The 23389-nt window shown below is 51.1% G+C and carries 26 protein-coding genes; 21 read left to right on the forward strand and 5 right to left on the reverse strand.

The window, feature by feature from the left end; genetic code table 11:
* The first annotated feature begins 46 nt into the window (after positions 1 to 46).
* The gene (locus ACHZA2_RS07695) at positions 47 to 2488 is read left to right on the forward strand and encodes an ATP-dependent DNA helicase (RefSeq protein ID WP_319579230.1); all 2442 of its coding nucleotides are present in this window, start codon (positions 47 to 49) and stop codon (positions 2486 to 2488) included.
* A gap of 11 nt (positions 2489 to 2499) precedes the next feature.
* Complete coding sequence (gene cgi121 / locus ACHZA2_RS07700; RefSeq protein ID WP_319579231.1) at positions 2500 to 3036, forward strand: KEOPS complex subunit Cgi121; 537 nt, start codon at positions 2500 to 2502, stop codon at positions 3034 to 3036.
* A gap of 55 nt (positions 3037 to 3091) precedes the next feature.
* Here cgi121 and ACHZA2_RS07705 read toward each other — a convergent pair whose 3' ends face one another.
* Positions 3092 to 3580 carry a MogA/MoaB family molybdenum cofactor biosynthesis protein gene (locus tag ACHZA2_RS07705; RefSeq protein ID WP_319579232.1) on the reverse strand — a complete coding sequence of 163 codons (489 nt, stop codon included), beginning with the start codon at positions 3578 to 3580 and terminating at the stop codon, positions 3092 to 3094.
* A 454-nt stretch (positions 3581 to 4034) separates the two neighbouring features.
* Between ACHZA2_RS07705 and ACHZA2_RS07710 the strand changes: the two genes are divergently transcribed.
* From ACHZA2_RS07710 to pdxT, 8 genes are all read left to right on the forward strand, one after another.
* On the forward strand, positions 4035 to 5309 hold the full coding sequence (locus ACHZA2_RS07710; protein WP_319539357.1) for an ORC1-type DNA replication protein: 1275 nt from the start codon (positions 4035 to 4037) through the stop codon (positions 5307 to 5309).
* Positions 5310 to 5314: 5 nt separating this feature from the next.
* Positions 5315 to 5806 (forward strand): Lrp/AsnC family transcriptional regulator, encoded by a 492-nt coding sequence (locus ACHZA2_RS07715; protein ID WP_319579233.1) that lies wholly within the window; start codon positions 5315 to 5317, stop codon positions 5804 to 5806.
* A gap of 9 nt (positions 5807 to 5815) precedes the next feature.
* Positions 5816 to 6973 (forward strand): aminotransferase class I/II-fold pyridoxal phosphate-dependent enzyme, encoded by a 1158-nt coding sequence (locus ACHZA2_RS07720; protein WP_319539355.1) that lies wholly within the window; start codon positions 5816 to 5818, stop codon positions 6971 to 6973.
* Positions 6974 to 7071: 98 nt separating this feature from the next.
* Positions 7072 to 8085 (forward strand): adenylosuccinate synthetase, encoded by a 1014-nt coding sequence (locus tag ACHZA2_RS07725; RefSeq protein ID WP_319579234.1) that lies wholly within the window; start codon positions 7072 to 7074, stop codon positions 8083 to 8085.
* On the forward strand, positions 8082 to 8258 hold the full coding sequence (locus ACHZA2_RS07730) for a methytransferase partner Trm112 (protein WP_319539353.1): 177 nt from the start codon (positions 8082 to 8084) through the stop codon (positions 8256 to 8258). Before ACHZA2_RS07725 ends, ACHZA2_RS07730 begins: the two co-directional genes overlap by 4 nt.
* 6 nt (positions 8259 to 8264) lie before the next feature.
* The gene (gene cbiB / locus ACHZA2_RS07735; protein WP_319579235.1) at positions 8265 to 9176 is read left to right on the forward strand and encodes an adenosylcobinamide-phosphate synthase CbiB; all 912 of its coding nucleotides are present in this window, start codon (positions 8265 to 8267) and stop codon (positions 9174 to 9176) included.
* Between the two features lie 3 nt (positions 9177 to 9179).
* Positions 9180 to 10076: a pyridoxal 5'-phosphate synthase lyase subunit PdxS gene (gene pdxS, locus ACHZA2_RS07740; RefSeq protein ID WP_319539351.1), complete on the forward strand. Its 897-nt coding sequence runs from the start codon at positions 9180 to 9182 to the stop codon at positions 10074 to 10076.
* Positions 10066 to 10665 carry a pyridoxal 5'-phosphate synthase glutaminase subunit PdxT gene (gene pdxT, locus ACHZA2_RS07745; protein WP_319579236.1) on the forward strand — a complete coding sequence of 200 codons (600 nt, stop codon included), beginning with the start codon at positions 10066 to 10068 and terminating at the stop codon, positions 10663 to 10665. The genes pdxS and pdxT overlap by 11 nt, the downstream gene beginning before the upstream one ends.
* An 83-nt stretch (positions 10666 to 10748) precedes the next feature.
* On the opposite strand, the gene gpmA is transcribed toward pdxT, so the two are convergent.
* A complete protein-coding gene (gene gpmA, locus ACHZA2_RS07750; RefSeq protein WP_319539349.1) occupies positions 10749 to 11495 on the reverse strand; it encodes a 2,3-diphosphoglycerate-dependent phosphoglycerate mutase in 747 nt (248 codons plus the stop codon).
* 78 nt (positions 11496 to 11573) lie between these two features.
* Between gpmA and ACHZA2_RS07755 the strand changes: the two genes are divergently transcribed.
* Entirely contained in the window at positions 11574 to 12473 is a 900-nt protein-coding gene (locus ACHZA2_RS07755) for a CARDB domain-containing protein (protein ID WP_319579237.1), read from the forward strand.
* Positions 12474 to 12509: 36 nt separating this feature from the next.
* On the opposite strand, the gene ACHZA2_RS07760 is transcribed toward ACHZA2_RS07755, so the two are convergent.
* Genes ACHZA2_RS07760 through ACHZA2_RS07770 form a run of 3 tightly spaced genes read right to left on the reverse strand, consistent with a single transcriptional unit; the run spans position 12510 to position 13803 of the window.
* Entirely contained in the window at positions 12510 to 12725 is a 216-nt protein-coding gene (locus tag ACHZA2_RS07760; RefSeq protein WP_319579238.1) for a hypothetical protein, read from the reverse strand.
* Positions 12718 to 13398 (reverse strand): hypothetical protein, encoded by a 681-nt coding sequence (locus tag ACHZA2_RS07765; RefSeq protein ID WP_319579239.1) that lies wholly within the window; start codon positions 13396 to 13398, stop codon positions 12718 to 12720. The genes ACHZA2_RS07760 and ACHZA2_RS07765 overlap by 8 nt, the downstream gene beginning before the upstream one ends.
* A gap of 6 nt (positions 13399 to 13404) precedes the next feature.
* On the reverse strand, positions 13405 to 13803 hold the full coding sequence (locus ACHZA2_RS07770; RefSeq protein WP_319579240.1) for a spore germination protein GerW family protein: 399 nt from the start codon (positions 13801 to 13803) through the stop codon (positions 13405 to 13407).
* A 315-nt stretch (positions 13804 to 14118) separates the two neighbouring features.
* Between ACHZA2_RS07770 and ACHZA2_RS07775 the strand changes: the two genes are divergently transcribed.
* The 10 genes from ACHZA2_RS07775 (at position 14119) to ACHZA2_RS07820 (ending at position 23388) form a co-directional block, all read left to right on the forward strand.
* A complete protein-coding gene (locus tag ACHZA2_RS07775) occupies positions 14119 to 16167 on the forward strand; it encodes a sodium-translocating pyrophosphatase (protein WP_319539344.1) in 2049 nt (682 codons plus the stop codon).
* A gap of 234 nt (positions 16168 to 16401) precedes the next feature.
* The gene (locus ACHZA2_RS07780; protein WP_394698638.1) at positions 16402 to 16824 is read left to right on the forward strand and encodes a 4Fe-4S dicluster domain-containing protein; all 423 of its coding nucleotides are present in this window, start codon (positions 16402 to 16404) and stop codon (positions 16822 to 16824) included.
* An 18-nt stretch (positions 16825 to 16842) separates the two neighbouring features.
* Complete coding sequence (locus ACHZA2_RS07785; RefSeq protein WP_319539342.1) at positions 16843 to 17112, forward strand: hypothetical protein; 270 nt, start codon at positions 16843 to 16845, stop codon at positions 17110 to 17112.
* A complete protein-coding gene (locus ACHZA2_RS07790; RefSeq protein WP_319579242.1) occupies positions 17113 to 18030 on the forward strand; it encodes a heterodisulfide reductase-related iron-sulfur binding cluster in 918 nt (305 codons plus the stop codon).
* Positions 18027 to 18308 carry a hypothetical protein gene (locus tag ACHZA2_RS07795; RefSeq protein WP_319539340.1) on the forward strand — a complete coding sequence of 94 codons (282 nt, stop codon included), beginning with the start codon at positions 18027 to 18029 and terminating at the stop codon, positions 18306 to 18308. Before ACHZA2_RS07790 ends, ACHZA2_RS07795 begins: the two co-directional genes overlap by 4 nt.
* Positions 18298 to 19875 carry an NADH-quinone oxidoreductase subunit C gene (locus ACHZA2_RS07800; RefSeq protein WP_319579243.1) on the forward strand — a complete coding sequence of 526 codons (1578 nt, stop codon included), beginning with the start codon at positions 18298 to 18300 and terminating at the stop codon, positions 19873 to 19875. The genes ACHZA2_RS07795 and ACHZA2_RS07800 overlap by 11 nt, the downstream gene beginning before the upstream one ends.
* Positions 19872 to 20801 carry a complex I subunit 1 family protein gene (locus tag ACHZA2_RS07805; protein WP_319579244.1) on the forward strand — a complete coding sequence of 310 codons (930 nt, stop codon included), beginning with the start codon at positions 19872 to 19874 and terminating at the stop codon, positions 20799 to 20801. Before ACHZA2_RS07800 ends, ACHZA2_RS07805 begins: the two co-directional genes overlap by 4 nt.
* The gene (locus tag ACHZA2_RS07810; protein ID WP_319579245.1) at positions 20798 to 21487 is read left to right on the forward strand and encodes a 4Fe-4S dicluster domain-containing protein; all 690 of its coding nucleotides are present in this window, start codon (positions 20798 to 20800) and stop codon (positions 21485 to 21487) included. Before ACHZA2_RS07805 ends, ACHZA2_RS07810 begins: the two co-directional genes overlap by 4 nt.
* Entirely contained in the window at positions 21484 to 21903 is a 420-nt protein-coding gene (locus ACHZA2_RS07815; protein ID WP_319539336.1) for an NADH-quinone oxidoreductase subunit B family protein, read from the forward strand. The genes ACHZA2_RS07810 and ACHZA2_RS07815 overlap by 4 nt, the downstream gene beginning before the upstream one ends.
* Before the next feature lie 15 nt (positions 21904 to 21918).
* A complete protein-coding gene (locus ACHZA2_RS07820) occupies positions 21919 to 23388 on the forward strand; it encodes a proton-conducting transporter membrane subunit (protein WP_319579246.1) in 1470 nt (489 codons plus the stop codon).
* Position 23389: the final 1 nt, after the last annotated feature.

Consider the following 23389-nt stretch of genomic DNA (forward strand, 5'->3'; position numbering starts at 1 on the left):
TTTCTATTTCATCCAACAGCACACCCTGCGGGAGACTATCTGAACCATGGAGATAGCGGCTCTTCCCCTGCCTCTGACTCTGATCGAGAGCTGCTCCAGAAAAGGAATTAAGGTACTATATCCTCCCCAGGCAGCCTGTGTCGACTCCGGACTGCTTGATGGTAAAAACCTCCTGATCTCGATCCCGACTGCAAGCGGGAAGACCCTGCTCGCTGAGATGGCTATGGCGTCTCAGATCGCAAAGGGTGGAAAATGCCTCTACATCGTGCCGCTCAGGGCACTTGCTTCAGAAAAGTTTGAGGAGTTCAGGGCTCACGGATCAAAGGTAGGGGTTGCAACCGGCGATTTTGACCGCACCGATAATCAGCTCGGTTCGAATGATATCATCGTGGCAACGAGTGAGAAGGTGGACTCTCTTCTGCGCAACCGGACCAGGTGGCTTGCTGAGGTTACACTCATGGTCCTTGACGAGATTCACCTGATAGGCTCTGAGCACCGGGGAGCAACCCTGGAGATGGTGATCACCAAGATGCGGTATGCAAATCCGCATATGCAGGTTATCGGCCTATCAGCAACCATTGGAAACCCGAAGGCGCTGGCATCCTGGCTTGATGCAACCCTGATATCAAGTTCCTGGAGGCCAGTTGACCTAAGACAGGGCGTGTATTACAATGGAACAATCCAGTTCGGTGGAAAAACAGAGCAACGTTCAGTCAGGGCAGTGACCAAGCACGATGATCTGAACCTCTGTCTTGATACGATTGAGGAGGGGGGACAATGTCTTGTCTTTGTCTCTTCCCGGAGGAACGCGGAAGCATTTGCAAAACGTGCTGCATCTGGGATAAAGGCGGGAACTCCTGACACCAAAGCGCTCGCGGACCGGATCAGGCAGGTCAGAGATGCCGACCAGCCTAACCTCCTAGCAGAGTGTGTGGAACGGGGAGCTGCCTTCCACCATGCCGGGCTCAAACGTGAAGAAAGGCTCATCATCGAGGAGGGATTCAGAAAAGGGTACCTGGAGGTCATATCTGCAACCCCGACCCTCGCAGCCGGTCTGAACCTGCCTGCCCGCAGGGTTGTGATCAGGGATTATATGCGGTTCACGTCAGGTCTTGGCATGGTCCCAATCCCGGTGATGGAGTACCACCAGATGGCGGGACGTGCCGGTCGCCCACACCTTGATCCCTATGGCGAAGCGGTGATGATCGCAAAGGACAAGCCAACGGTTGAGAAGTTGATAGAGTTCTTCATCGATGCCGGAGCCGAGGAGATCGACTCCCAGTGTGCTGATGAAGATGCACTCTGTGCCCATACCCTCTCCCTGATTGCAACCGGGTTTGCAAGGGATACTCAGGCTCTGACCGATTTTATGGAGCGGACGTTCTATGCCAGTCAGCATCCGCATTCGCGTTCCATGGGGCGGATCGTCACTGAGGCAACACGATTCCTGGTTACTGCAGGGATGATCACAGACGAAGAGGGGCAGCTCTCTGCAACAAAACTTGGAAGTCTTGTTTCAGTGTTGTACCTCGATCCCCATGGTGCAAGGAGTATCCTTGACTCACTCCAGAAGGCTGAGCAGGTGACAGACATCGGGATTCTCCATCTGATCTGCACAAGTCCTGACATGCCAAGGCTGTATCTGAAGTCAGCAGATACTGCATTGCTGAAGTCATTCCTGTACAAAAACGGGGAAGACCTCATGGTTCCGCTTCCTTACGAGTCAGAAGAAGAGGAGATCTGGCTTGGTGCCCTGAAAACAGCACTTGTGCTGACAGACTGGGCAGATGAAGTTTCAGAAGAGAAGATAGAGGAGCGGCATGGCATCGGGGCCGGTGACATCTACAACGTGGTCGATTCTGCCAAATGGCTGCTCCATGCAGCAGACCGGCTGGTCGGGATGGAGATCCCGGCACTAAGAAAAGAGATCAAGCAGATCGGGACCAGGGTTCAGTACGGGGTGAAGGAGGAACTGCTTCCTCTTGTTCAGCTTCGCAACATTGGACGGGTACGTGCCCGGAGACTCTACAACGCCGGGTACACAACGAAAGACAGACTAAGGCAGGCAGGTCAGCCAGTGCTTACCCGTATGCTCGGACAGCATCTTGCAAAACAGATCCTTACCGATGTTGGAGTTCCTGTACCAGAGCAGAGAGAGTACAACGGGTATGATGAACAAATAGTCTCAAAAGACCGGTATGAGCCTGAAGAACTGACAGATCTCCCAAATATTGGAGTCAAATTAGCAGCAAAGATGAAAGAACATGGAATAAACTCCGTGAATGACATTCTGACAACTGATCATGAGGCTCTTGCTACAATCATCGGTTCCAGACGGGCAGAGACAGTTCTTCAATTCCTGTTAGGGCGGTCTTCGGCAAAGAGAGATGAAACACAGGACACAAGTTTTTCTGATCTTCAGGATGGAACCGAAGATCGTGGAAAAGCAAAAAAAAGTGGACAACAATCATTCAGTGATTTTTTGTGAGGGAAAGACAGGTGTTCAAAGCATCAGGAGATGAAAATATACAGGTTGAACTCCACCAGGTAAGATTTCATGTTGGAGATAATCAGGAATTTTTGAAGAAACTTCGTAACCTGGGGAAAGAAAATCAGTGCACTTTCATCTGCTTTAACCGGAATTCTGTTGTCGGAAAGAGACATGTTGAGGCTGCAATCAGGTTTGCCTTTCGATCTTTCAACTCATATTCACCGATATCCCGGAGCATTGAGGTTGAAGCCCTGCTCTATGCAGCTGGGACAAGACAGACTGGATTGATTGGAACATTCGGGATCCAAGCAGGTGAAAATGAGTGTTACCTATGTATACTTCCTCCTGTTGAAAGAGGAGAAAAGGGTCTACGCGATTTTATGGAGTTTGTAGATGAGGAAGATTGGGAGGCTTTACCGGAGAAAAAAATCCAACGTCTACAAAAACTGTTTGGGATCACTGATGCCGAAATTAACGTGACTGGAATTAAAAGGATATGTGATTTAGTTCTTGAGCGGGTAGTTCTTCTGAATATTAATCGGTGATCGGTTAACGTAATCTCTTCAAAAAGAAAATCTAAAAAATGAATAGAAAACCTGTTCACTTGTTTACATGGGTCAGCAGGTGCTTAACCTCAGGAATGATTATTTCACGGGTTGCAAGAGTAGCAGCATTTGGTGATCCTGGGATGCAGAAGATTAGGTTTGTACCAATAGTTCCTGCAATAGCCCGGGAGAGGATCATTCGGGTTCCAACCTCTTCATAACTCTTCATCCTGAATAATTCACCAAATCCATCAAGGTGTTTTTCTAGCAGTGGTTCAACAGCTTCGATGGTACAGTCATCCTTTGTGATTCCTGTACCTCCTGTTAAGAGAACACAATTACATGATTCGAGAGCCTTAATCACTCCGGATCTGATTGCCTGGATCTGATCAGGTATAACAGCAGTGTATGTAACAGATATCCCCTTCTCATCCAGGAGATGTCTGATAATAACTCCACTCTTATCTTCTTTTTCGGTTCTCGATGTTGATATTACTAATACTCCTGCAGAGATTGGAATTTCCTGCACATGTGAAGGATCCATATGTACCATAGGAAGAAAGAAAAGAGATAGGTATTGGTTGAAAGTTCATCGTTTCTGGTAAACAGCCCCCACCCCTTCATTTCCACTGGAGTGGAAATTTTCAGCAGAGGTGATAGAATTATACTTCAATAGATTTTCAGTACGTACCATATCAAAATTGGAACATAAATAAGTTTGCTTTAGTACAAGAAAAGATCACAAATTTTAAAAATTTAATAAAAAATGAGATTTTTTAAAGTATAGTTATAGAGAACGCAGAATTTGCCAACTGTCTACAAAAATAATTCCAGTGGAAATGAAGGGGTGGGGGTATTCTACCCACATGAGGGAAGTAAGATGCATTATAATCATCCATTATCCTTTATTCAGTCCTATTAACTCATAATCTGACTTTGCTCATACTTCCTATAGTATTAATGGAACATCCATCCAACCAAGATAGGAAAGATAACTAATGACGGAAGAGACAACCGGTTCATCGGGGCTTTTTGATAAGTACCTGGCTGAGAACCGTATTTTTAAGGACCGGGAAGTTCTCAGGCATTCATACCGGCCTCACATTCTTCCTCATCGTAAACCTCAGATAGACCAGATAGCCGCAATACTTGCCCCTTCTCTTCAGATGGAGACTCCATCCAATATCCTCATCTATGGAAAGACCGGGACTGGAAAGACTGCCTCTGTCAGGTATGTTGGAACAGAACTGGAACAGGTCAGTGCAAGAAGAGGAACAGTCTGTCGCGTTGTACATCTAAACTGTGAGGTCATCGATACCCAGTACCGAGTTCTCGCTCAGATAGCCAAACTCATCCTTGGAGAGGATGATTTTCCAAGCGATCGGTTAAGGACTCATATCCCGATGACAGGGTGGCCAACTGATCAGGTCTATGCCGAGTTGAAGAATCAACTTGAGTCAGTTGCAGGTGTCTTCATCATCATCCTTGATGAGATCGACAAACTTGTAAAAAAGAGCGGTGATGACACGCTCTACAACCTTACCAGGATCAACACTGACCTTGACAGGTCTAAGGTCTCAATCATCGGGATATCAAATGACCTTGGATTCAAAACCTTCCTTGACCCCAGAGTCCTCTCTTCCCTGTCGGAAGAAGAGCTGGTCTTTCCTCCATACAATGCAACCCAGCTCTGTGACATCCTCCAACAGCGTGCTGCGATCGGTTTCATCGAAAATGCACTTGACGAAGAGGTGATCCCCCTCTGTTCAGCCCTTGCTGCACAGGAGCATGGTGATGCCCGACGGGCTCTCGATCTCTTAAGAATATCTGGAGAACTTGCTGACAGGGAAGGAGGGCAGAAAGTCAGTGTCGAACATGTGAAGAAAGCTCAGGCCAAGATCGAAACTGACAGCATGGTCGAGTGCATCCGTACCCTGCCAACCCAGAGTAAGATCGTCCTGTACTGCATGCTTCTGCTTCATCGTGCCGGCCAGAAGATATTCATCTCAGGCGAGATCACCAGAATATATCGTGAAATAACCCCGTTACTTGATATTGATGTCCTGACCATCCGCAGGATATCAGATCTTATGTCAGAACTCAATATGCTCGGTGTTATCAGTACCCGACTGGTAAACCGGGGAAGACATGGAAGAACCAAGGAGATGTGGTTCGACACCAATACGGACAAAATTTGGGAGGTCATCATGGAAGAGCAGGACGGTCGTCTTGCACAGATTGATGCAGAACTCCTCGTAACCATGCTACGGTGACACTTATGGATGACAAAGACAGGACACTCCTTTCACTTCTGGAAGAGAATTGTACAACTCCGGTGCATGATCTTGCGGTCATGCTTGAATGCAGCGATGATGAGATCATTTCACGCAAAAAAGCACTCGAAGAGGCAGGTATCATCCGCCGCTACTCAGCGGTTATCAACTGGGAGGCAGTCGAGGAAGGCCTTGTGTTTGCTATCATCGAGCTGAAGGTTGCCCCTGAACGTGAACGCGGATATGATCAGATCGCCGAGAGGATCGCCCGATTCTCAAATGTAAGAAATCTTCGGCTCAGGACCGGTTCGCATGATCTGGAACTTCTGGTTGCCGGAAAGACCATGCAGGAGATCGCCCGTTTTGTATCAGAACAGATAGCACCGATGGACCGGATCAGGGAGACGGCAACCCACCTCATCATGAAGACTTACAAAGAGAACGGTGTTCTGTACATGGAACGGGAAGAGGGGAAACGGCTTCCCTTCTCCTTTTAGGAGCTGTTGATGAGGGATTTTGTATCTGAGCGGGCAAAAGCCATTCCTCCGTCAGGTATCAGGCGGTTCTTTGATCTCGCCGGCCAGATGGAGGATGTGATCTCGCTCGGCGTTGGTGAACCTGATTACACCACTCCGTGGCATATCTGCGAGGCAGCGATCACCTCGATTGAACAGGGTCACACCTCATACACCTCGAACACCGGTCTCGAATCTCTTCGCAGGGAGCTTGCCTCTTTTCTGAACAACCGGTACCAGATCTCATACAACCCGCTCTCTGAGATGATCGTCACAACCGGGGTCTCGGAAGCTCTTGATATCGCGATCAGGGCGGTTATCGATCCTGGCGACGAAGCCCTCGTTGTTGATCCGATCTACGTCTCCTATGGCCCCTGCATAACCCTCGCCGGGGGCAGGCCTGTTCTCATGCCCTGCCTTGAAAAGGATCACTTCAGGCTCACCCCTGATCTGCTCATGGAGAATATCACCCCCAAGTCAAAGGTACTCATCCTGAACTTCCCGAACAACCCTTCCGGTGCGGTGATGAGGAGAGAGGATATCAAAGGTATCGCCGATGTTGCGATTGACCACGACCTCCTTATCCTCTCAGATGAGGTGTACGCTGAGCTCACGTATGAGGGAAAGCACTGTGCTGTAGCGTCTGTTGATGGGCTCTGGGAACGGACTGTCACCCTATCAGGCTTCTCGAAGGCATTTGCGATGACCGGCTGGCGCCTTGGGTACTTGTGTGCTCCGAAAGAGATCACGGCAGCAGCCCTGAAGATTCACCAGTACATCATGCTATCTGCCCCCACGATGGCACAGTACGGAGCGATCGAAGCCTTACGGCACGGGCAGGAGCCGATGGAGCAGATGGTCAGGGAGTACCACATGCGTCGCAACCTCTTCGTGGACGGCCTCAACCGGATTGGGCTTCCGTGTCATCTTCCGGAGGGGGCATTTTACGCCTTCCCGTCAGTGGAACAGACCGGCCTGTCTGATCAGGAGTTTGCAGAACGGCTGATCACTGAGGCCGGAGTTGCCGTGGTGCCTGGCAGCGTGTTTGGCACTGCAGGCGAAGGCCATGTACGGTGTGCCTACGCTGTCTCCCGCAACGATCTCTCTGAGGCTATCACCCGGATGGGTGAATTTATCCAGAAACTCTGATCTTTTTTCCAAATCTCAATTCGATTTCCTGTTCAGAAGGATACCTGATCAACAGAAGGGAGGGTATATGTCGTATCGTCTCTTACCTATCCTGTTGGATGAGTTGTACCATCATCGTGGGCGGCAACTTTGGTGACGAAGGGAAGGGGAAGATCGTCTCCCACGTCGCTCACAAAGATAAACCTACTATTATTTCGCGGGGTGGCGTCGGCCCTAATGCCGGACATACCGTTATGGTGGGTGAGAAGAAGTTCGGCGTGCGGATGTGTCCGTCAGGATTTGTCTTCCCTGATGCCAGGCTCATGATCGGAACCGGCGTCCTTGTGGATCCCCGGGTGTTTGCCCATGAGGTTGAGGTTCTTGATGTAAAAGATCGGATCTTCATTGACGAGCGGTGTGCCATTATTGATACCAACCATATTGAGGAGGATAAGAGCAATGCTCACCTCTCCAAGAAAGTCGGATCAACCGGCACCGGTTGCGGCCCGGCAAACCGGGACAGGGCCATGCGGGTTGCAAAGCTCGCACGGGACCTCCCAGAACTGAAACCGTATCTCACCGATGTTCCTACTGAGATCAACACTGCCCTTGATGCGGGTGAGAATGTTGTACTTGAAGGAACGCAGGGATTTGGAATCTCACTCTACTATGGATCCTACCCGTTCGTGACCTCAAAGGATACCTCGGCATCCCAGATGGCTGCAGACAACGGAGTCGGCCCGACCCGGATTGATGATGTGATCGTGGTCTTCAAGGCTTTTCCGACCCGCGTTGGAGAAGGTCCGTTCAGTACCGAGATGTCAAGTAACCAGGCCCATGATCTCGGGATCCAGGAGTTTGGAACCGTCACCGGACGTGAACGACGTATTGGTAACTGGGACGGGAAGATGGCCCGGTATGCATCCATGATCAACGGCTGTACCCAGGTAGCCATCACCGGTGTCGATCACATCGATAGTTCCTGCTTTGGCGCTACCGAGTACTCCCAGCTCTCAAAACCGGTGAAGGATTTCCTGAAACAGGTTGAAGAAGATACCCGCTCTCCGGTAACTCTTATCTCAACCGGCCCCGAGATGAGCCAGATCATAGACCTCAGGGATGAGCTCGCATGAAGCGCGAACTCTATGACATCCTCTGCTGTCCGGTCTGCAAAGGAGACCTGGAACTGGTTGTGAAAGAAGAGAACGAGGTGGAGATCCTCACCGGCTCTCTCATCTGCCACGCATGCTCGGTAACATACCCGATAGAGGAGGGTATTCCAAACCTCCTCCCCCAGAATATCTGATATTGTATGATTTTCTCCCCGCTGGTCCTGATCCTCTCCCTGGTCGTGGATCAGGCCTTCGGGGATCCCCACTCCCGGTTTCATCCGGTTGCGATGATCGGGAGCTTCATCGCTTGGTGGGGTCAGCCGTCACGGTGGCATCCTGCCCTGCAGCGTTTAGTAGGAGTAATCTTCTGGTTTTTTACAGTCGTCATCTTTACCGCTCCTTTCCTCCTCTTCTCCGAGTTCGCACCGTGGTATATGATGCTTGTTGCAGGGCCGTTTCTGCTCAAGAGTTGCTTTGCCCTCAGATCGCTCGAGGAGCATGCTGCAGCGGTGGCAGCTGCAACGAGCCCAGATGTGGGGAGAGAGAAGGTGCAGATGCTTGTCTCCCGTGATACCAGTACCCTTACCGATGAGCAGATCCTCTCTGCTGCGTACGAGTCGGTTGCAGAGAACCTGAATGACAGCATCATCGCCCCACTCTTTTATTTTGTGATCTTCGGGCTACCAGGAGCAGCCTGCTACCGGGCAGCAAACACCATGGATGCGATGCTCGGATACACCGATGAACGAGTCCGTATCGGATGGTTCCCGGCCCGCATGGATGACATCCTCTCATTCATCCCGGCACGAATAACCGGGCTGCTGCTCATCGTGTACTTCTTCTGCAGAGGGAGATCAGGTCCTGCGATTAAGATCTTCAGGCGTGATCGCAGACTTCGTCCCGGTTTCAACGGTGGAATTCCGATGTCGCTGATTGCAGGTGGAACAGGAGTGATGTTTGAAAAACCGGGAAAGTATCGGATTGGCGATCCAGAACAACCGCTCAGGTCCGCTGGTTCAGAAATCATCAGGTCTGTCAGGGGAGTAACCCTGCTCTTCGCAATAGTTGCCGCAACTGCATCAGTTTTATGGAATCTTCTGCCCAATATATAAGGAATGAAACTCGAAGAGCTTCGGTACGGCACTGAACTGATCAAGCGCGGATTCGCATCCATGCAGAAGGGCGGTGTAATTATGGATGTGGTGAACGCTGAACAGGCCGGAATCGCCGAAGATGCGGGGGCGGTCGCGGTCATGGCCCTCGAACGGGTTCCGGCAGATATCAGATCAGCAGGCGGTGTGGCCCGGATGTCAGATCCAAGTATGATTAAGGAGATCATCGAGACGGTCTCTATCCCGGTGATGGCTAAAGCCAGAATTGGTCACTTCGTCGAGGCACAGGTCCTGCAGGCACTTGGTGTCGATATGATCGACGAGTCCGAGGTCCTCACCCCTGCTGATGAAGAGTTCCATATCGATAAGAAACAGTTTACAGTCCCCTTTGTCTGCGGTGCACGCGATCTTGGTGAGGCACTCCGCCGAATCAACGAAGGAGCAGCCATGATCAGGACCAAGGGAGAGGCAGGAACCGGTAATGTTGTCGAGGCGGTCAGGCACAACCGCACGATCCTTGGTGAAATTCGCAGACTGAAAGGTCTGGAAGAGACCGAACTGATCAGAAGGGCACGCGAACTCGAAGCACCGGCAGATCTTCTGATAGAGACTGCCAAGCGCCAGCGTCTTCCGGTTGTCAACTTCTCGGCCGGCGGTATTGCAACGCCTGCAGATGCTGCCCTGATGATGCAGATCGGTAGTGACGGCGTCTTCGTGGGATCAGGTATCTTCAAGTCCCAAAACCCGGCAAAGATGGCGAAGGCGATCGTTGAGGCGGTCAACCACTTCAATGAGCCTGAGATCATCGCAGAAGTATCCCGGGGTCTTGGAGAGGCAATGCGGGGGATAGAGGTGCACACTCTTCCTCCTGAAGAGAGGCTTGCTTCCCGTGGATGGTAAGATCGGTGTTCTTGCCCTCCAGGGCGATGTAAGCGAGCACATTCAGGCATTTGAGCTGGTGGTCTCCGAACGTGGGCTCAACATCCCTGTGGTTGAGGTCAGACTGCCGGCTGATATGGAAGACCTGATCGCACTTGCCATACCTGGTGGCGAGTCCACCACCTTTATGCGGCTCATCGATCAGAATAGCATGCGTGAGAAGATCAAAAACTTTTCAGGCGGTATATTCGCAACCTGTGCCGGAATGGTGATCACGGCCCGCGAAGTGAGAGACGAGTCCAGGTTCGTCCCTCTTGGGATCGTTGATACGGTGGTCAATCGTAATGCCTTTGGCAGACAACGTGAATCGTTCGAGGCAGATATCTCTGTGGCAGGAATATCATCACCATTTCATGCGGTTTTTATCAGGGCTCCTGTTGTTGAGAGGGCAGGCCCGGATGTGAAGCCTATTGCCACCCTCCCCCAGGGAACCGTCGGGCTGAAATCAGGGAAACATATGGTCCTGGCATTTCATCCGGAAATTGGGGGAGATCTCCGGCTTCATCATCTTTTTCTGGATGGGATTATCCCCTCTTATTCTGGCGCGTGACCCCTTCATTTCCACTGGAACATAAAAACCGGGATCTCCAGGATTTCGCTTACCTGGAGGATGACATTCAAAAAAAGAAGAGATTACTTCGCTTTTCCCTGATTTTTCACAGCATCCATGGCTGCCTTCACTGTCTCCTCGTCGCCGAGGTAGTAGTGCTTCAGTGGTTTCAGATCTGCATCAAGCTCGTATACGAGGGGTATCCCGGTCGGGACATTCATGCCGGTGATTTCGTCATCAGAAACCTGGTCAAGATGCTTGATAAGTGCCCGCAGGCTGTTGCCGTGTGCTGCAATGAGAACCCTCCTGCCTGACGTTATTGTGGGTGCAATCTCTGCCTCCCAGAGCGGGAGAAACCTTGCAACCGTGTCTTTCAGACATTCGGTCAGGGGTACCTGGTCACGGGTCAGCTCACCGTACCGCCGATCATATCCCGGGTTTGCCTCGTCCCCTGGAGCAAACGCCGGCGGTCTGATGTCATAACTCCGGCGCCAGATATGAACCTGCTCTTCTCCGTACTGTGCCGCGGTCTCTGCCTTGTCAAGCCCGGTGAGTGCACCGTAGTGACGTTCGTTCAGGCGCCAGGATCTCACAACAGGGATCCACATGAGATCCATCTCATCCTGAATTGTCCAGAGCGTCCGTATTGCCCGTTTCAAAACCGATGTCCAGGCGATATCAAAGGTATATCCCTGCTCTTTCAGCATCCGGCCTGCTGAGTGGGCTTCTTCCAATCCCTGTGGGGAGAGGTCGATATCTTTCCAGCCGGTAAACCGGTTTTCCCGGTTCCATAAACTCTCACCATGCCGTATGAGGACCAGTGTATACATGAGACTCAGAGGGATGTTGGTTTACAAACCGGTTAAAACTCTGGAAAGGTTATATTCGCCGGTCACCAATCTTGACGTATGGGTACTGGTGTCGGATGTGCTGCGGTGGTAGTACTGGGCCTGCTCTTGGTTACTACCGGACTTGTGACAGGAGCCGTGAACGTCTCGACTGAAGGGTTGATCGTGACTGATACCGGGTACCCCGGTGGTTCGGTCACGATCATCGAGGTACTGAAGAACAAGGGTGACAGTTCATCAGGGTCTGAGAAGGTCACGTATTACCTTGTGAACGAGTCAGAACAGAATGCAACTCCTGTGCAGATCGGAACAGCGGATCTTACCCCGATATCTGCAAATGGTGAATACTCGAGTGCGAACACCTATCTGCTCCCGATGAACCTCGCGGACGGAGTGTATACCTTCGTCCGAGAGGTCATGGGCACTGACAAGAAGACATCGTCAGGCAAGACCATCAGAATTTCTGATGCAACCAGGTCGTCAGGAAAACCTGCCGATCTGGTTGGTCTCGGGGTAATCACTCCCCGCCAGGCAGCTCCCGGAGAGACGATCAGACTGATTGCAGCGGTAGGTAATAACGGGGGTGCTGATGCAGGCAGGTTTTCGGTTGACTTCTACTTAACCAACCGGAGCATGAAGTTTTCAGAGCCCCTGCTCCTGGGAACCTGGGAGATCGAGTCAATCCCGTCCGGAGGGCAGGCAACTACCACCCGATCGGTGACCGTTCCGACCACGACCCCTCCGGGAGAGTACGGTATTCTTATGGATGTGGACCCTGCCGGTGTGGTCTACGACAGCAGTCCGTCAAACAATGACTGGTATCGCGAGGGCGTGATCAGTATCACAGGGCCTACAATTGCAATGAGCCCGTTCCCGAGCAGCATGATGGTCAACACCACCTCCTCGGTGATTGTTGTCCCGAATAATACAAGCAATCAGACTGCCCTTTCCAGGGATTAACCCCGGCACACTGGCCTTGTTCCGGGATTCCCTTTTTTATATCGGCTCTGCCCGGAGCAGAAAATCCTCCGAAAATCCCTCTTCCAGTGCGGAAAAGTACCATTCGCCGTTCTCTTCGATGAGTAGGGCAACAGGTTCGGACGAGAACCACCCGCTCTCCTGAACAGTCAGGCCTGACAGCCTGACAACCGGATAGATTCTTCTATCGCCGCTTGCTCCTGGTGTTGTGAAGAGGACGAGATGCTCATCCACAGGTTCCACCCATTTTTACGAAAGTGGGCATCCGAATAGTAAGCATCGGAAGGATATCAGGGAATATTTTCCGTATTGATCTGATGATCAGACCGGCCGGGCATACTATCCTGAAACCCCCGGTGAGATCAGCCTCAAACATCAGCTGATCAAAGATTGGGATTAGGACAGCAGTACTGAAGATTCTACAGAGTGGTGTGAGTGCATGGTAATACCCGTACACAAGAGCGGTTGTCACCGGATCTCCGGCCCCGAACCTGACTGTTCCGGTTACTCTCTCAACTCTGACATAGGTAAAAAAGAGTGGTATGATCTTTTGTATCAGGGGTATGAATGAGAGTAGTCTTTGGAGATCCTTCTTTGGTTCAGTTTCCTCCGAGGAGACCGGAGCTGGTTCAGCCTGATCCTTTTCGCTTCCCTGGGTACTCTGCAGCGGTAATCGGTAGAGATCGGACCCCCTGATCCTGATTACTGCCTCCAGCCCGCCAGTACCCGGGCTTACGCAGATGGCACATGGTCCCCACCTGATGCAGGCGGATCCTGATCTGACATTCTCCTTCCACACTCCGCTGAATGTGATGATGATGGGAGTACGGTAGATCAGAACTGATGCACCACCCAAAAAAAAGAGAAGAGAGGTTGTCACAAGGAGACTTGCGATCAGATCAGGCATGGCAGGTTACGATGAGGTCTCTGGTTCCTGTTGTGCTGGTGCTTCAGGTTTCTCTTTCTTTTTGATGAGATCGATCACCTGGGGAACCAGAGTTTCGCTGAGTGATGTGATCACCTGGGCGATCGGGTTGTTGTTCTTGAGGGAGACGATCTGGATCCCCTCAACACCGCTGATGGTCTTGTCAGTGATGATAACAGCCACCGGTTCGATACCTCCTCCTGCTCCCACACCGTTTCCGTTTTCCTTGCTTCCGAAGCCTCCTCCAGCCCCGAATGCTATTCCAAACTTGGTAACCGGGATGATCATCCGGTTACCGAGATCAACAGCCTCACCCATGACGTTTCGGGCCGTGATGATCTCCCTGAGCTGCCCTGATGCCTCTTTGAGCATCTCTTCTGCTGTCATATCTATCTGAAGGGGATGTATCCTGATATTATTAATAGATTCCTAATGATTCGCTGGAGATCGTTCATAAAACCGGGCGGTCTGAAATCAGTACGGAGTTGCGACTGAAAAGAGCTGAGATACGTTTTTATTTATGGGGCCCGGACCTCTCAGCGCACGAGAAAGGATATAATCAGGGAGATCGTTTTGCGTGCCCCGGGAAAATAAATCGAACGGTCAAGCCTAGTTTACTGAAAAAAAGCCTTTACTGGACGTAACCAGGCAATTCTGTATGAGCAGAATTTATAACGAACTATAATGACTTGAGTATGAACTATGCTAATCATCCCTTTTATTTTTGTGATCGCAGTTCTTGCTCTTGGTGTGGCAGCCTTCTTTGTCCGCCAGATCAAGTCTGCTGATAAAGGCAGCGTCAAGATGCAGGAGGTCGCTGCTGCTATCAGCGAAGGTGCACATGCCTTCGTGAAGCGACAGTATACGACTATTGCAATTATCGCAATTATTGTGGCAGTCATAATTTTTGTGGTTTTCACGCTTGTAGGGAAACCAGATCAGGCATTGCACACTGCTGCATCATTTATTCTGGGTGCGTTTCTGAGTGCACTTTCCGGAATTATCGGGATGTTCACCTCTGTGAGAACAAACCTGGTATCTGCAGCAGCAGCAGAGAAGAACCCGGCCCGGTCACTCGTTGTGGCACTTCGTGGTGGGGCAGTTTCAGGGCTTACAATCATTGCTCTCTCACTGATTGGTATCTCTGTAATTTTCACCCTCTTTGGTGCAAACCCACAGGAAACCCCGTTCCTCATCGTTGGGTTCGGGTTTGGTGCATCATTCATTGCACTCTTCGCCCAGCTTGGTGGTGGAATCTACACCAAAGCAGCTGATGTTGGTGCAGACCTCGTCGGTAAGTTTGAAGCAGGAATTCCTGAGGATGACCCACGAAACCCGGCAGTAATTGCTGACCTTGTCGGTGACAACGTTGGAGATTGTGCAGGCCGTGGTGCTGACCTCTTTGAGTCAACCTCTGCTGAGAACATCGGTGCAATGATCCTTGGTGTTGCCCTGTTCCCGGTATTTGGAATAGCAGGCATTCTCTTCCCGCTCATCATCGGAGCGCTCGGTCTTATTGCAACGGTCATCGGTATCTTCTCAGTCACTGAGAAAGATGCCCAGCATGAAGACCCGATGCATGCTCTGAACAAGGGGTATTATATTACTGCTATCGTTTCAGCGATATTCTTCTATTTCGCTGTGATGTATCTGCTGAACAATATCTGGTTCTTCTACGCAGGATTGGTAGGGCTTGCTCTGTCCATCGTCTTCCTGAATATCACCCTCTATTACACAGATCACCGCTTCAGACCTGTTCAGGAGATCGCAAAGGCTTCAACCGGTGGACCAGCGATGAATATCATCTCTGGCATGAATGTTGCCTTTGAAACAACCGCATTAGCCTCAATATCTATCGGTCTGGCCCTGCTCATCTCATTCAGATTAGGTGAGATGTCAGGTGTCCAGTCTGGTGGTCTTTACGGAACTGCCATTGCTACCATGGGAATGCTTGCACCATGTGCGTACGTGCTGGCCATGGATACATTCGGCCCCATTGTTGACAATGCCGGCGGTATTGTTGAGATGAGTGAATCCTCAGAAAATGCTCAGCGCAATGTCGCAAAGCTTGACTCTGCAGGAAACACCACCAAGGCTCTGACTAAGGGTTACGCAGTCGGCAGTGCAGCCCTCTCTGCATTCCTGCTCTTCAGCGCCTACATGACCGAAGTCTCAACCCTTACCGGTCACGCCTTCTCTGTAGTCAACATGGCAAAGGTGGATGTATTTGTCGGTGGGCTCCTTGGTGCTATGCTGGTCTTCCTCTTTGCCTCATTTGCAATACGCGGTGTTTCGCTGACTGCACAGTACGTAATTGAAGAAGTCCGCAGGCAGTTTAAGGAAAAGAAGATTCTGGAGGGAATTGACAAGCCGGACTATGCCCGGTGTGTGGATATCACTACCCGCGGTGCCCTCAAGAACATGATCCTGCCGGGATTACTGGCAGTTCTCTTCCCGATCTGTATCGGTATCCTTCTCAAGTACGAGGCCATGGCCGCATTCCTGATGGTCGGAACCATCACCGGTCTGCTTATGGCTCTGGTTCTCAACAATGGTGGAGGAGCATGGGACAACGTGAAGAAGTACATTGAGAGTGGCGCATACGGTGGAAAAGGAACCGAGGCCCACAAGGCAGCAATCGTCGGAGACACCGTTGGTGATCCGTTCAAGGATACTGCCGGTCCTTCCCTTCACGTGCTGGTAAAACTGCTTGCAACCACCTCCCTGGTTCTTGCAGCACTCTACATCTAACTTTTTTATTTCCATTCCCTCGTTCACCATGTGAATCAGGATCCTTCGGGAAAATCGCGGATGAAAACAGTTTTCTCTTCTCTGGCCCAATACTGAAAGAAGTTATATACTTGTAGTCAGATGATCAATCACTTCTGATCATCAGACAGGTATATTGATTCAGAACTTTGCTCAGTAATTCTGATTGCTATGGAGAGTGTTCACTTAAAAACACCGGATCTCGATCCCGCTCCAATGAATACAAAGATAATTCTCCACAATCCTGACCGATGTACCGGATGCAGGCAGTGTATGACTGCCTGCTCATTCAGGAATTTTAATACGTACAATTATGACCTCTCACTCTGCAGGGTGATTCGCGGTCCGGATAACGAGTTTGTGAGGATTCACTGTCACCACTGCTCTGATCCTATGTGCCTTGCTGCCTGTCCGGTCAGTGCGATCTCCAAGGATCTGCAGACAGGAATTGTAACTGTCGATAAGATGCGGTGTATCGGGTGTAAATCATGCACCTGGGCATGTCCGATATCAGTTCCCCAGATGCAGCGGGGTCTGAAAGCGATGACAAAATGCGATCTCTGCGGCGGTGATCCGAGTTGTATCAAGGTCTGTTCAGCCAAGGCGATACAACTGGTGTCCCGTGAAGGTAACCGGTGATATCAGGAGGAGAAAGAGATGACTGATATATTTCCCTGGCGACGCCCGGTCAAGGTCCCGATTCCCACAACCGTGAAGACACAGCTGATAAGGCACTTCTCTATCGGGCTTCTCTACCCTATCAACGATGAGGTCATGGAGGTCAGGCAGAGATCAGGACTTTCCCCTGTCCCCCCTACTGCTCATGGGTACCCGGAGGCTGTTCAGGACATCCAGACCCTGATAAGGGCCATGAAGGTGGACAAGAAGATCGGACTCGATCTCGATACCATGGAGTACCAATATTAAATGGCAGATCTTCCGAACGTACCAGAAGGGACTGCATCAGCGACAAAACCCCGGTACTCGTTCTTCTTAGGGTGTGTGATGCCGGTTAAGATGCCGTGGGCCGAGTCTTCGATCATGCAGACACTCCCCCGGTTCGGAGTCGACCTTGAGTATCTCAGGAAGGCGACCTGCTGCCCGAGGGCAGGTGTCTGGATATCGGTGGACGAACGGGTCTGGCTCACCCTGGCATCATACAATCTGCTCCAGGCAGAAGGTGACGGGCGTGATGTCATGGCCTCGTGCAACGGCTGCTATGTCACCCTGTACGAGGCGAACAAACTCCTCAAAGAGAACCCTGAAAAACTGAAAGAGGTGAACGGGTACCTGGCAGAGGCCCATAACCACTACAACGCCTCAATCAGGGTCAGGCACCTTCTTGAGGTCCTGTATGAAGAGGTAGGGGTTGATCGCATCAGGCAGGAGACCAGGAAGGTCCCGATACGTGTCGCTCTTCACCCGGGTTGTCACATGAGGATATTTGAGGATGGGCGGCTTGTCAGGTATTTTACTGAATTGACCGGGGCACTTGTCGATGAAGTTGTTCCATATGAGGAGGAGCAGATGTGCTGCGGATTGCAGGCAAACCTGGCAGACCGGCAGTTTGCAACCTATGAGCGTGCAAAAAAGAAGTTTGACGCTCTGAAAGCACTCAATGTCGATGCCCTGGTGATCGTCTGTTCGGGCTGCTACGATCAGTTTGAACGGGCAGTCCAGATCCTCAAGAAAGAGATCGGGTATGAGTTTGATCTCCCGATCATCCATCTCGCAGAACTCCTAGCTCTTTCCCTCGGGATCAGCCCTGATGAATTTGGTATGCGGTACCTGCGGACAGCACCGGTTGACTCGATCATCGAAAAGTGGGAGAGTGACAGAAGATGAAACCATACTTTGTCGTCTCGATGTTCATTCTTGTGATCAGTGTTATCGGTGCGATATTTCTGCCTGAACAGAATGGATCACCGATGCTGCTCTTCCTGTTTGCAGAGCTCGCCTCGCTGGTATCGTTCTATGTCTTCTTCTCGGTGATCATCCCCACCCTGATCCCGGAATACAGGAACGTGGATGAGAACTTCAACTGCGGGGCAAGCGAGATCTATCTGAATCAGGACGAGATTTACACACTTGAGTCGCCATTCGGGAGTGTACATGATGAGTGAGCGAAAGCCCTCACTTGAGGTCACCGAGATCAGTGTTGATGAAGTCGGCACTGAAGTTACACAACTCCTCAACCAGGGGGCCAGGATGATGTATGCCTCCGGGGTCGACATGGGTGTTCCCGGAATCAGGATAGACTACTACTTCACCTTCGATGAGGAGGTACCAGGCCGGAACCTGGCACTCAGGACCTTTATAAATCGCAAAAAACCGATCATCGAGTCTGTGACTCCGATAACAACCCAGGCAGACTGGGCTGAGCGGGAGATGATCGAGTTTCTGGGTGTTCAGGTGAAGAACCATCCGGATCCCAGGCATCTATGGCTTCCCCTGAACTGGGAGGATATGTACTCCAGTTCGCATCCACAGGGTGATAATCAGAGTGAGCGGATCAACACCAGCCCACCGGCCCATCCCCCTCATGATAACATCTTCAGCAAGCACCTTTCAGTGGTCCCGTACGGACCGTATCATCCTGCTCTGATAGAGAGCAATTACCTGAAGATGTCGGTTGAGGACGAGGTCGTCAGGGAAGTAGATCTGAAACTCGGGTTTAATCACCGGAGCGTCATCAAACTCATGGAGAGGCGTGATTACTACAAAGATCTCTTTCTTGCAGAGCGGATCTGCGGGTTCTGCAACGTTCATCACTCTCTGAACTTTGCCCAGGCGGTCGAGGAGATCGGAGACATCACTGTTCCAAAGAAGGCGCTCTATACGCGGACACTCCTCGGGGAGATGGAACGGATGAAGAGCCACATTCTTGCTATCGGGCTGATGGGAGATCTGACCGGATTTCGAACCATGCTGATGCATGCGATCAGGATCCGTGAAGACATCCTTGACAGCCTCGAGATCATGTCAGGTCAGCGGATCAGCCATGGTATCATCACCTTCGGAGGCATCAGGAACGATGTGACCCCTGTCCACACCGATGTCATCCTCTCAAAGTTGAATAACCTGAAGAAAGAGGTGCCTGAGTACTTTGAGCAGTGCCTGGCAAACGACGTGTTCACCGGCAGGCTTCACAAAACCGGTATTCTAACGCAGGAAGTGGCAAAAAAAATCGGTGCAGTCGGTCCGATAGCCAGGGGAAGCGGGCTTAGGGTGGATATCCGGAAAAACCTGCCCTATGCAGCGTATGAGGATGTTGACTGGGATATGGTTACAGAGAGCGGGGGTGACTGTTTTGCACGGATGCAGGTTCGGATGCGGGAGGTTCTCATGTCCCTGCACATCTGTGAGCAGTGCTGCGATGTTATCAGATCTGCCCCGTCAGAGTTGATTACCCAGGTAAATGAGCTCCCGTGTGGTGAGGGATTTTCGAGAACAGAACCGCCGAGGGGTGAACTCCTGTATCATGTTGCATCAAACGGTACAAACACTCCGGACTTTGTCCGTCTGAGGGTTCCCACATTCCCGAATGTCAGAATAATGCTCAATCTGATCAGGGGAAGTGCGATAGGAGATGTGCCCGTGATTATTGGCAGCGTCGATCCCTGTTTCTCATGCACTGACCGGGTCACAACAGTAAACCAGAATCCTGTTTCTGGTGGCAGGGGATCATGACCGGTATCTTCTGGATTAACCCGGTAATAGCCCTTTGTACTGGCATTTTCCTCTCATTCCTGCTGCGAAAACTCAATGCACGGATCCAGTCACGCAGGGGTCCGGTGATAAGGGTTCCTCCGGCCTGGCGTGATATCAACAGGACAAAAATCCTCCAGCCTCTCTACGATATCCTCAAACTCTTCTCAAAAAGTACCTTTATTCCTGAGAAGGCTAGCCCGTTCTTCATCATGGGGCCGGTCATGGCGCTTGTATGTGCAGTGCTTGCAACCTTCTTTGTACCGATAGCCGGCATCTCGTTTGACTACTCGTTCGGCCTGGTGGTTCTTTTTTACCTCCTCATGGGCGAAATTCTCTGTGTCATCGTCGGAGGAGTCGCAAGCGGATCCCTCTTTGCTGTGATCGGGGGGGTCAGGGAGATCGAACTGATGCTCACCAACGAGATCCCATTCATCCTTGGCACCTTTGCATTAGCGATCTCGTACAACACCCTCTCAGTCAGTGAGATGATGGGGTTTAATCTGGTCACAAATCCGTTTGCGGCAATCGTCGTCTTCCTCTCGATCCTTGTGAAACTTCACATAAAACCCTTCGACATCTCTGATGCAGAGTCAGAGATTGTGAGCGGGCTGACCACCGAGTATAGCGGAAAACTGCTTGGTACCCTCGAGGTCACGAAACTGATGATGATCTTTGTCCTGGTCGCCCTGTTTGCAGATCTCTTCCTGTGGGTACCATCATCCGGGATCATAGCCTGGCTGGTCTTCTTCGCAGGTGTCGGATTCACCACTGTTCTGATCGGTCTTGTCCACTCACTGTTTGGGAGGTTCAGGATCGATCAGGCGACCTGGTGGCTGCTCAAGGTGCCACTCGTCATATCAGTCTTTGCAGTTGTCTGGGCAGCAATGTGGAGGTATGTTCTATGAGGTTAACCGGGAAGATCAGGGCCTTTGGCAGCCTTGTCTCAAACTTGTTTCACAAACCGGTCACCGTCCGCGAATCATTCGGATTTATTGCATATCTGTCCAGAGGACTGCCCCGGCGTGATGAACTCAGATGCACCGGATGTGGCGCCTGTAATGAGCGGTGTTCGAGCGGTGCGACAAGCATCACTGATCATGATGGCATGAGAACGGTATCCATCGACAGTCTCAGATGCATCTTTTGTGCACGATGTGCTGATGTCTGCCCTGAAGGGGCCCTGGACCTCTATTTTGGAACCGTCCATCACGAAAAGGATATGAGCGGTGCTGCAGGGACGATAAAGTCTGCCGCCGGTTCAGATATGAGCAGACAGTGCCTGCATGATCATGATCTTGATCTCTCTGCATCTGTTCGGTATGCACAAGCAATCAGCCTTTCGCATGAACTGAAGACAAAGAGCGTCACGGTTGACACGAACCTTTCCCTCCAGAAATGCAGGTTCTGTGGCGAGGAGATGCCGGTCACTGAGAAGTTTCTGCAGGTGATGGCAGACCGGATGCTCTCCCACCTCAAACCTGAAACCGCTGACGTCGTCAGGAAGGATCTTGAGTTGTATCTGACCGCATGCATCTCATGTAGGCAGAAGTACAGCGTGAAGTGGAACACCCACCCGAGGAAGTTTATATGAGTCTTTCAGGCACCTTTCTCAAGAAATCACCCTGGGTGTATCATGCACATGCAGGGGGGTGCAATGGGTGTGACCTTGAGATACTGGCCAGTTTCGGTCCAAGGTATGACCTTGAGCGACTTGGGATAAAACTGGTTGCATCTCCAAGGTTTGCCGATATCCTGCTGGTTACCGGCCCAGTTCCCCTTCATACAAAACCGTTTCTCGAACGGATCTATGCCCAGACTCCGAGTCCGAAGAAGGTGGTTGCCATGGGGGCCTGCGGATGTTCTGGCGGGGTGTTTGTTGACAACGAGAACTACTCGATCGCGGGCCCGGTTGAGAAGATCATCCCTGTGGATGTGAGAATCCCGGGATGCCCTCCAAAGCCTGAGGCTATCGCGGATGGAATCATGAAAGCGATGAGAATGTTCTGACATGAGGGAAAAAAGATGCTAGACTATTATGCTCTGGTCCCGGTCCTGCTCCCCGTTGTCGGCGGTATTCTCCTCTACCTGCTGCTTGGATTCTCTGAACGAGTCCAGCGGAGTTTTATCGTATGTTTCATGGCTCTTCTCTTTGTGATGAACCTTGTGTACCTCATCGCACTTCAGAGTGGGATGATTCATCCTGCAGCAGTCGGCCCGCTTGTGCTTGATGCTCCCGGGATATTCGTCTCCTCCCTTGTGACCTTTCTCGGAACGATGGTGCTTGTTTACTCGTTCATCTATCGCAAGAACAACCACTTTGACTCGACATTTTTTATCCTCTACTTTGTCCTCGCAGGGATGATGTGTGGCATGGCATGCACCTACAATGTGCTTGTGATGCTGATTCTTCTTGAAGCTGCGACTGTTACCAGCGCAGTTCTCATCCTGTTCGGAAGGACGAAGCGGGCGATCAGAGCCACCTACATCTACCTCGCGATCAGCATCTTCGAGGTTATCCTGGTCATCTACGGGGCATTCATCCTGTACAGCAGTACCGGAACACTCGACCTCAGGTTCATGAATATCTCCCTGTTATCATCAGGGGATATCACTCTCCTTGCACTCCTGTTTCTCTTCGGGTTCGGAACAAAAGCGGGACTACTTCCCCTCGGAAGCATCTGGCTTCCACCAGCCCATGCTGATGCTCCTGCAGCGATCAGTGCAACTATGTCTGGCATTCTCATCAAAGTCAGCGTTGTTGCTATGGTCAAGGTGATGTACCCGTTCTTCCTCCTCTCAAACGTAGAGATGCTCATGCTCATTGTCACCTTCTTCGGAACTCTGAACATGGTTCTCGGCGGTGTTATGGCGTTCTTCTCCTGCCATATCAAGCGCCTGCTTGCATGGAGCAGTATCAGTCAGATCGGGTACATCGTTGTTGGATTCGGGCTGGCAACTCCGGTTGCCATATACGGCTCCCTGTTTCACATCCTGAACCACATGCTCTTTAAAGGGAGCCTCTTCCTCATATCGGGAATTCTTCTGTATCAGGTGCATACCCTGCAGATCAAAAAGATGGGCGGGCTTGGAAAGGTCATGCCGCTTACAGCGTTATCCTTCCTTGTCGCCTCACTAGCCATGTCGGGGGTGCCGTTTCTGAACGGGTTTATCAGTAAGGAGATCATTTACGAGGGATCCGTAGAGGCAGGGTTCCCTGTGATATTTTCGCTCTTCGGATTAGAATTCACTATCATCAGCATATTCGGCTGGTTCACCAGCATCGTGATCTTCATCACGCTGATGAGAGCCTTTTACCTGATGTTCATTGGAACTCCCCGCGAATCGTTCAGGGAACTACATGATCCCCCGCTCTGCATGCTTGTCCCTGTCCTGATCATGGTAGCGTTATGCGTTATCATCGGCCTCTTCCCGGATCTGGTATCAGGAACCCTGCAGTACATCGCTGAGGTCCTCTTCCAGATGAGAGGGTGAA

It is taken from the genome of uncultured Methanospirillum sp. (assembly GCF_963668415.2).
In the GTDB taxonomy this organism is placed as follows: domain Archaea; phylum Halobacteriota; class Methanomicrobia; order Methanomicrobiales; family Methanospirillaceae; genus Methanospirillum.

Excerpts from the sequence above, each read along its gene's own strand:
- ACHZA2_RS07695 (WP_319579230.1), top strand. The coding sequence starts at position 47 with ATGGAGATAGCGGCTCTTCCCCTGCCTCTGACTCTGATCGAGAGCTGC.
- ACHZA2_RS07705 (WP_319579232.1), bottom strand. The coding sequence starts at position 3,580 with ATGGATCCTTCACATGTGCAGGAAATTCCAATCTCTGCAGGAGTATTA.
- ACHZA2_RS07710 (WP_319539357.1), top strand. The coding sequence starts at position 4,035 with ATGACGGAAGAGACAACCGGTTCATCGGGGCTTTTTGATAAGTACCTG.
- ACHZA2_RS07715 (WP_319579233.1), top strand. The coding sequence starts at position 5,315 with ATGGATGACAAAGACAGGACACTCCTTTCACTTCTGGAAGAGAATTGT.
- ACHZA2_RS07720 (WP_319539355.1), top strand. The coding sequence starts at position 5,816 with ATGAGGGATTTTGTATCTGAGCGGGCAAAAGCCATTCCTCCGTCAGGT.
- ACHZA2_RS07725 (WP_319579234.1), top strand. The coding sequence starts at position 7,072 with ATGAGTTGTACCATCATCGTGGGCGGCAACTTTGGTGACGAAGGGAAG.
- ACHZA2_RS07730 (WP_319539353.1), top strand. The coding sequence starts at position 8,082 with ATGAAGCGCGAACTCTATGACATCCTCTGCTGTCCGGTCTGCAAAGGA.
- cbiB (WP_319579235.1), top strand. The coding sequence starts at position 8,265 with ATGATTTTCTCCCCGCTGGTCCTGATCCTCTCCCTGGTCGTGGATCAG.
- pdxS (WP_319539351.1), top strand. The coding sequence starts at position 9,180 with ATGAAACTCGAAGAGCTTCGGTACGGCACTGAACTGATCAAGCGCGGA.
- gpmA (WP_319539349.1), bottom strand. The coding sequence starts at position 11,495 with ATGTATACACTGGTCCTCATACGGCATGGTGAGAGTTTATGGAACCGG.
- ACHZA2_RS07755 (WP_319579237.1), top strand. The coding sequence starts at position 11,574 with ATGGGTACTGGTGTCGGATGTGCTGCGGTGGTAGTACTGGGCCTGCTC.
- ACHZA2_RS07765 (WP_319579239.1), bottom strand. The coding sequence starts at position 13,398 with ATGCCTGATCTGATCGCAAGTCTCCTTGTGACAACCTCTCTTCTCTTT.
- ACHZA2_RS07770 (WP_319579240.1), bottom strand. The coding sequence starts at position 13,803 with ATGACAGCAGAAGAGATGCTCAAAGAGGCATCAGGGCAGCTCAGGGAG.
- ACHZA2_RS07775 (WP_319539344.1), top strand. The coding sequence starts at position 14,119 with ATGCTAATCATCCCTTTTATTTTTGTGATCGCAGTTCTTGCTCTTGGT.
- ACHZA2_RS07780 (WP_394698638.1), top strand. The coding sequence starts at position 16,402 with ATGAATACAAAGATAATTCTCCACAATCCTGACCGATGTACCGGATGC.
- ACHZA2_RS07785 (WP_319539342.1), top strand. The coding sequence starts at position 16,843 with ATGACTGATATATTTCCCTGGCGACGCCCGGTCAAGGTCCCGATTCCC.
- ACHZA2_RS07790 (WP_319579242.1), top strand. The coding sequence starts at position 17,113 with ATGGCAGATCTTCCGAACGTACCAGAAGGGACTGCATCAGCGACAAAA.
- ACHZA2_RS07795 (WP_319539340.1), top strand. The coding sequence starts at position 18,027 with ATGAAACCATACTTTGTCGTCTCGATGTTCATTCTTGTGATCAGTGTT.
- ACHZA2_RS07800 (WP_319579243.1), top strand. The coding sequence starts at position 18,298 with ATGATGAGTGAGCGAAAGCCCTCACTTGAGGTCACCGAGATCAGTGTT.
- ACHZA2_RS07805 (WP_319579244.1), top strand. The coding sequence starts at position 19,872 with ATGACCGGTATCTTCTGGATTAACCCGGTAATAGCCCTTTGTACTGGC.
- ACHZA2_RS07810 (WP_319579245.1), top strand. The coding sequence starts at position 20,798 with ATGAGGTTAACCGGGAAGATCAGGGCCTTTGGCAGCCTTGTCTCAAAC.
- ACHZA2_RS07815 (WP_319539336.1), top strand. The coding sequence starts at position 21,484 with ATGAGTCTTTCAGGCACCTTTCTCAAGAAATCACCCTGGGTGTATCAT.
- ACHZA2_RS07820 (WP_319579246.1), top strand. The coding sequence starts at position 21,919 with ATGCTAGACTATTATGCTCTGGTCCCGGTCCTGCTCCCCGTTGTCGGC.